Source organism: Burkholderia sp. Se-20378 (assembly GCF_017104665.1).
Classification (GTDB): Bacteria; Pseudomonadota; Gammaproteobacteria; order Burkholderiales; family Burkholderiaceae; genus Burkholderia; species Burkholderia lata.
In genome coordinates this window covers 1-6,224 of sequence record NZ_JAAGPG010000495.1, presented here as the reverse complement: position 1 = coordinate 6,224, position 6,224 = coordinate 1, and the positions used below count along the sequence as shown (strand labels likewise).

Genomic DNA, 6,224 nt, shown 5'->3' with positions numbered 1-6,224 from the left:
GCCGGCGGGCGGGGCCGCGCGTTTCCCGCAACATGCGTTGAGCCGCGCCGGCGGTTGCCGGCATCGCAGGGTCAGCCGCCCCGGCACAGCCGCCGCACGTCGAAGCGCCGACGATCCGCGCTGTCGAATGCACTGACAAACGCGCGGGCGGCGGCAATCGGCGCCGCACGATTGCACCGCCATCCTCCTCTCCAGCGTGATGCCCGGGACGGCAAACCTGCCCGTCCAGGCCAGTCACCGCCAACTGCTCGTCAGACGCCGCCGTCGACCGGCGCAGCACGATCCGGCCCGGCCGCTTCGCCCCGGGCCACAGGCCCTTTCCTCCGATTTATCCGCCGCGTGCGCCCCGGGTTTGTCTCGATGCATTTACCCGTTGCGGACTTTTTTGTTGTCGTAGTATCGCCATTGACAACACTTGTTGCACTAAGGTCTAATTCGACATCGCATGTTGCGGTGCGGCTTGATGTCGTCGTTCCGCCGGCTGCCTGGCCGGTCACATCGCTCAATCATGCGGAGAGAAACCATGAGTCGCCGTTCCTTCCTGAAAGCCGTCGCGGTCGTTGCCGCGCTCGGCGCAAGCCTCGCGCACGCGGACACCAAGACGCTCGTCGTCGGGACCGACACGTCGTTCATGCCGTTCGAGTTCAAGCAGGGCGACAAGTACGTCGGCTTCGATCTCGACCTGTGGGCGGAGATCGCGAAGGACCAGGGCTGGAAATACACGATCCAGCCGATGGATTTCGCGGGCCTGATCCCGGCGCTGCAGACGCAGAACATCGACGTCGCGCTGTCGGGCATGACGATCAAGGAGGAGCGGAAGAAGGCGATCGACTTCTCCGCGCCGTACTACGACAGCGGCCTCGCGGCGATGGTGCAGACCGGCAACACGACGATCAAGTCGATCGACGACCTGAACGGCAAGGTGATCGCCGCGAAAACGGGCACCGCGACGATCGACTGGATCAAGGCGCACCTGAAGCCGAAGGAGATCCGCCAGTTCCCGAACATCGACCAGGCCTACCTCGCGCTCGAAGCCGGCCGGGTCGACGCGGCGATGCACGACACGCCGAACGTGCTGTTCTTCGTGAACAACGAAGGCAAGGGCAAGGTGAAGGTCGCGGGCCAACCGGTCAGCGGCGACAAGTACGGGATCGGCTTCCCGAAGGGCAGCCCGCTCGTGCCGAAGGTCAACGCGTCGCTCGTGAAGATCCGGGCCGATGGCCGCTACGCGCAGATCTACAAGAAGTGGTTCGGTGCCGAACCGCCGAAGATGTGAGCGTGACGCGGCAACAGCGCGCGGCCGGGTGGCCGCGCCGGTCTTGAATCGAACGGGGAGCGACAAGTGAATTTCGATTGGTCGGCGATCTGGGCGGCGTTGCCGGACCTGATGGACGGGGTCCGGTTGACGGTGTTCATCGCATTTTTCGGGCTGGTGGGCGGCTTCATCGTCGGGATGGTCGCGGGCATGTTCCGCGCATACGGACCGAAGGCGATGAACGTGCTTGCTCAGGTTTATATTGAATTGATCCGCGGCACGCCGATCGTCGTGCAGGTGATGTTCCTGTATTTCGCGCTGCCGTTGCTCGCGCATATCCGCATCGACGGCTTGACGGCCGCGATCATCGCGATCACGGTGAATTCCGGCGCGTATCTCGCGGAAGTGGTGCGCGGCGCGCTGCTGTCGATCCCGAAGGGGCTGACGGAAGCCGGGCTCGCGATGGGCTTGTCGATGCCGCGCGTGCTGCTGAAGGTGGTCGGGCCGCTCGCGTTCCGGCGCCTGATTCCGCCGCTCGGCAACCAGTGCATCGTGAGCCTGAAGGACACGTCGCTGTTCATCGTGATCGGCGTCGGCGAACTGACGCGCAAGGGGCAGGAAATCATCGCGGGCAATTTCCAGGCGGTCGAGATCTGGACTGCCGTGGCCGTCATCTACCTGTTGCTGACCGGCGCCATGACGTTGACGCTGCGGCTCGTCGAGAAAAGGATGCGCATCCTATGAGCATGATCGAATTCCAGAACGTGTCGAAGAGTTTCGGCCACGTATCGGTACTGAAGCATATCGACCTGAAGATCGACGCAGGCGAAGTGGTCGTCGTGATCGGCCCGTCCGGCTCGGGCAAGTCGACGATGCTGCGCTGTATCAACGCGCTCGAGAAAATCACCGGCGGCGAGCTGCTCGTCGACGGGCAGAGCGTGCGCGGCAACGCGACGACGATCCGCAACATCCGGCTCGAAGCCGGCATGGTGTTCCAGCAGTTCAACCTGTTTCCGCAGATGACCGCGCTCGAGAACGTGATGTTCGGGCCGACGCAGGTGCGCGGCGCCTCGCGTGCCGAAGCACGCGACCAGGCGATGGCGCTGCTCGACAAGGTCGGCCTCGAATCGCGCGCGAATCATTATCCTTCCGAGTTGTCCGGCGGCCAGCAGCAGCGTGTCGCGATTGCACGTGCGCTCGCGATCCGGCCGCGGCTGATGCTGTTCGACGAGCCGACGTCCGCGCTCGATCCGGAATTGCGCCACGAAGTGCTGAAAGTGATGCAGGATCTCGCGAACGAAGGGATGACGATGATCGTCGTCACGCACGAGATCGGCTTTGCGAAACGGGTCGGCACGCGCCTGCTGTTCATGGATCAGGGCGGCATTGCCGAGGACGGCCATCCGGTCGACCTGATCGACCGGCCGCCGACCCCGCGCCTGAAGGAATTCCTGAAACACGTGTCCTGAACGAAACTGAACCCTCCGACATGCCGCTTTCCCTTTCTCCCGTCATCGCCGGCGCGCCGTTCGACATCGGCGTGCGCCTCGGCGAGCTTGCCCGCCCCGTGTTCGACGAATACATGCAACAGAGCAGCGCGTGGCAGGCCGTGCGCCGCTGGCGCGGCCATCCGTTCGTCGCCGCGCTGCGGCAGGCTGCGCTGGCAACGTATCCCGATCTCGTCGCGGAGCTGGACGGGATCGCGGCCGGTGTCGGCTGGCCCGCCGAGGACATCTTTCTGTGGAACTGCCGCGGCGAACTGATCCACAACGCGCCGGACGGTTGCACGACGCTCGCCGCGCGCGACGCCAACGGCACGCGCTGGATCGCGCACAACGAGGACGGCGATCCGTACCTGCGCGAGCGCTGCCTGCTCGTCGACGTGCAACCAGAGGGCAAGCCGGGCTTCATCAGCTTCTACTACCCCGGTTCGCTGCCGGGCCATACCTTTGCCGCGAACCGCGCGGGCATCGCGCAGGCGATCAACAACCTGCGGATCCGCACGCCGGCAGCGGGCGTGCCGCGCATGATCCTCGCGCGCGCCGTGCTCGATGCGACGTCGCTCGACGCGGCAGCCGACGTGCTGCGCGGTCATGCGCGTGCAAGCGGTTTTCATCACACGCTGGGCGCGACCGGCGATGCGCGGCTGCTGAGCATCGAGGCGAGCGTCGCGCGCTGTTCGGTGATCGACGTCGCGCGGCTCGCGGGGCATGCGAACCATCTCGTGCATCCCGGCAGCGACACCGAGGCGCAGATCGTCACGCAATCGTCGGCCGACCGCCAGCGCCGCGTCGACGCGCTGACGCCCGCCATCGACGCGATCGACGAAGCCGCGCTGCTGCGCGTGCTCGCCGATCGCGCGCCGGAAGGGCTGCCGATCTACCGCGACGATCCGGCCGACCCCGACGACGAGAACACGCTGGCCACCGGCGTGTTCGCGATCGGCGCGGCATCGATCGATTTCACCATTCACCAACAGGGCGCGCAGTGTTTCGCGACGCGCATCGTGCCGTCCGGACGCGCGCACGACGCATCCTGATCCATGAGGCAACGCATGACGACCGTTTTCCATCGCGCTCCGCGCGCCACCTTGCCCGTTGCCGTCGCAGGCGACGGCATCGAGATCATCGACTCGACCGGCAAACGCTATATCGACGCGTGCGGCGGTGCGGCCGTTTCGTGTCTCGGCCACAGCAACCAGCGCGTGATCGACGCGATCAAGCGGCAGGCGCAGCAACTGGCTTACGCGCATACGTCGTTCTTCACGACCGACGTGGCCGAGGAACTGGCCGACCGGCTCGTCGCCGCCGCGCCGGCCGGCCTCGAACACGTGTATTTCGTGTCGGGCGGCTCCGAGGCGGTCGAGGCCGCGCTGAAGCTCGCGCGCCAGTATTTCGTCGAGAAGGGCGAGCCGCAGCGCCGCCATTTCATCGCGCGACGCCAGAGCTATCATGGCAACACGCTCGGCGCGCTCGCGATCGGCGGCAATGCGTGGCGGCGCGAGCCGTTCCTGCCGCTGCTGATCGAGGCGCATCACGTGAGCCCGTGCTTCGCGTATCGCGACCAGCAGGCCGGTGAAACCGACGAGGCGTATGCGCAGCGCCTCGCGGACGAGCTCGAGCAGAAGATCGTCGAACTCGGTGCGGACAACGTCGCGGCGTTCGTCGCGGAGACGGTGGTGGGCGCAACGGCCGGCGCGGTGCCGCCGGTGCGCACGTACCTGAAGAAGATTCGCGCGGTGTGCGACAAGTACGGCGTGCTGCTGATCCTCGACGAGATCATGTCGGGGATGGGCCGCACGGGCTACCTGTACGCGTGCGAAGAAGACGGCGTCGCGCCCGACCTGCTGACGATCGCGAAAGGGCTCGGCGCGGGCTACCAGCCGATCGGCGCGACGCTCGTCAGCGACCGCATCTACCGGACGATCGTCGACGGCTCGGGTTTCTTCCAGCACGGCCACACGTACCTCGGCCATGCGACCGCCTGCGCGGCCGCGCTCGAAGTGCAGCGCGTGATCGCCGAAGAGAAGCTGCTCGACAACGTGAAGGCACGCGGCGAGCAACTGCGCGCGTCGTTGCGCGAGCATTACGGCGCGCATCCGCATATCGGCGACGTGCGCGGCCGCGGGCTGTTCGTCGGCGTCGAGCTCGTGCGCGATCGCGACAGCAAGGCGACGTTCGATCCGGCGCTGAAGCTGCACGCGGCGGTCAAGCGCGAAGCGATGCAGCGCGGCCTGATGGTGTATCCGATGGGCGGGACGATCGACGGCGTTCACGGCGATCACATCCTGGTCGCGCCGCCTTTCATTTGCACCGCGCAGCAGATCGATACGATCGTCGAGCGGCTGTCGGGCGCGATCGGCGCGGCGCTCGCGTCGGCCGGCGCGTGACCGCATTCGTTGAACCTTGTCCGGACCTCGCCATGACCAACAGATTGCCTCCGTTCGATCCCGCATCGGCCACCGATGAGCAGAAGGCCGTGCTGGCCGACATTCTCAGCGGCCCGCGCGGCAACCTGAACGGGCCGTTTCTCGGCTGGATCGCGAGCCCCGAGCTCGCTCAGCATGCGCAGAAGCTCGGCGCGTTCTGCCGCTATCGCACGGGCCTGCCGCTGCGCCTGTCGGAGCTCGCGATTCTCGTGACGGCCGCGCGCTGGCGCTCGCAGGCCGAGTGGCACATTCATCATCCGATCGCACTCGAGGCGGGCGTGCCGGCCGCGACGGCCGATGCGATCCGGTGCGGCATCGCACCCGAATTCGAGTCGGACGACGATGCGCTGATCCATGCATTCGCGAGCGAGCTGTATGACACGCGGCGCGTGAGCGACGCGACATTTGCACGGGCGGAAGCGCGCTTCGGCCACGCAACCGTCGTGAATCTCGTTGCGTTGCTCGGCTACTACGCGCTCGTCGCGATGACGCTGAACACGTTCGGCATGCGCGCGGAAGGGCAGACCGAATTGCCGTTTCCGGAGTGACGCCCGCGCGTTGATCGTGCCGGAGGAGCGGAGTCGATACGTCTGACGAACGTGTTGCCGACCTGTTCCGGCACAATGCAACCAAATGTATTCATGCGGGATCGCGGGCGGATCGCCGCGTATGATGGCTTGTTCACGTCGATATGAGCGGTGAGCAAGCATGACGAGTACCCGCAAGACCTTGATGATCGCCGGTGGGCTCCTGGTAGCCGCGGCCGGCACTGCCTACGTGATGCTTCTGCGTGCGGATCACCGCGCGATCGAGGATGCCGGTATCGGCGATTCGTCCGCGCCCGTTGCCGCAGCGCCCGCGGGCAACGATCACGCCGTGCAGGGCACCATCGCGCCGCCGGCCCCGGCCGCCGCAATGGCACCGAAACAGGCGGCTGTTGCGCCGCCACCACCCGCACCGCCGCCGTCTCGATCGGAACAGCACACGTCTTAACTCCCGTCACGTGTCGGAACCGCGTCTGCCGCCTTCGGCTTGCAACAA

6 protein-coding genes and 1 pseudogene are annotated in these 6,224 nt (G+C 66.4%); all 7 read left to right on the top strand.

Annotated features, from left to right (window positions below; genetic code table 11):
- Positions 1–523: 523 nt before the first annotated feature.
- A complete protein-coding gene (gene glnH / locus G3N93_RS32085; protein WP_043183237.1) occupies positions 524–1,276 on the top strand; it encodes a glutamine ABC transporter substrate-binding protein GlnH in 753 nt (250 codons plus the stop codon).
- Between the two features lie 66 nt (positions 1,277–1,342).
- Positions 1,343–1,999 (top strand): glutamine ABC transporter permease GlnP, encoded by a 657-nt coding sequence (gene glnP / locus G3N93_RS32080; protein WP_174935880.1) that lies wholly within the window; start codon positions 1,343–1,345, stop codon positions 1,997–1,999.
- A complete protein-coding gene (gene glnQ, locus G3N93_RS32075) occupies positions 1,996–2,724 on the top strand; it encodes a glutamine ABC transporter ATP-binding protein GlnQ (protein ID WP_206134760.1) in 729 nt (242 codons plus the stop codon). The genes glnP and glnQ overlap by 4 nt, the downstream gene beginning before the upstream one ends.
- Positions 2,725–2,744: 20 nt before the next feature.
- Positions 2,745–3,794, top strand: coding sequence for a C45 family peptidase (locus G3N93_RS32070; RefSeq protein WP_206134759.1), 1,050 nt, complete (start codon positions 2,745–2,747; stop codon positions 3,792–3,794).
- 15 nt (positions 3,795–3,809) lie between these two features.
- Positions 3,810–5,144, top strand: coding sequence for an aspartate aminotransferase family protein (locus G3N93_RS32065; RefSeq protein WP_206122106.1), 1,335 nt, complete (start codon positions 3,810–3,812; stop codon positions 5,142–5,144).
- Between the two features lie 32 nt (positions 5,145–5,176).
- On the top strand, positions 5,177–5,731 hold the full coding sequence (locus G3N93_RS32060) for a carboxymuconolactone decarboxylase family protein (RefSeq protein ID WP_174941785.1): 555 nt from the start codon (positions 5,177–5,179) through the stop codon (positions 5,729–5,731).
- Between the two features lie 160 nt (positions 5,732–5,891).
- A pseudogene (locus G3N93_RS32055) lies at positions 5,892–6,152 on the top strand (extensin); the annotation flags it as partial.
- Between the last annotated feature and the right edge of the window lie 72 nt (positions 6,153–6,224).

Coding starts and splice junctions, on each gene's coding strand:
- glnH (WP_043183237.1), top strand. CDS start 524: ATGAGTCGCCGTTCCTTCCTGAAAGCCGTCGCGGTCGTTGCCGCGCTC.
- glnQ (WP_206134760.1), top strand. CDS start 1,996: ATGAGCATGATCGAATTCCAGAACGTGTCGAAGAGTTTCGGCCACGTA.
- G3N93_RS32070 (WP_206134759.1), top strand. CDS start 2,745: ATGCCGCTTTCCCTTTCTCCCGTCATCGCCGGCGCGCCGTTCGACATC.
- G3N93_RS32065 (WP_206122106.1), top strand. CDS start 3,810: ATGACGACCGTTTTCCATCGCGCTCCGCGCGCCACCTTGCCCGTTGCC.
- G3N93_RS32060 (WP_174941785.1), top strand. CDS start 5,177: ATGACCAACAGATTGCCTCCGTTCGATCCCGCATCGGCCACCGATGAG.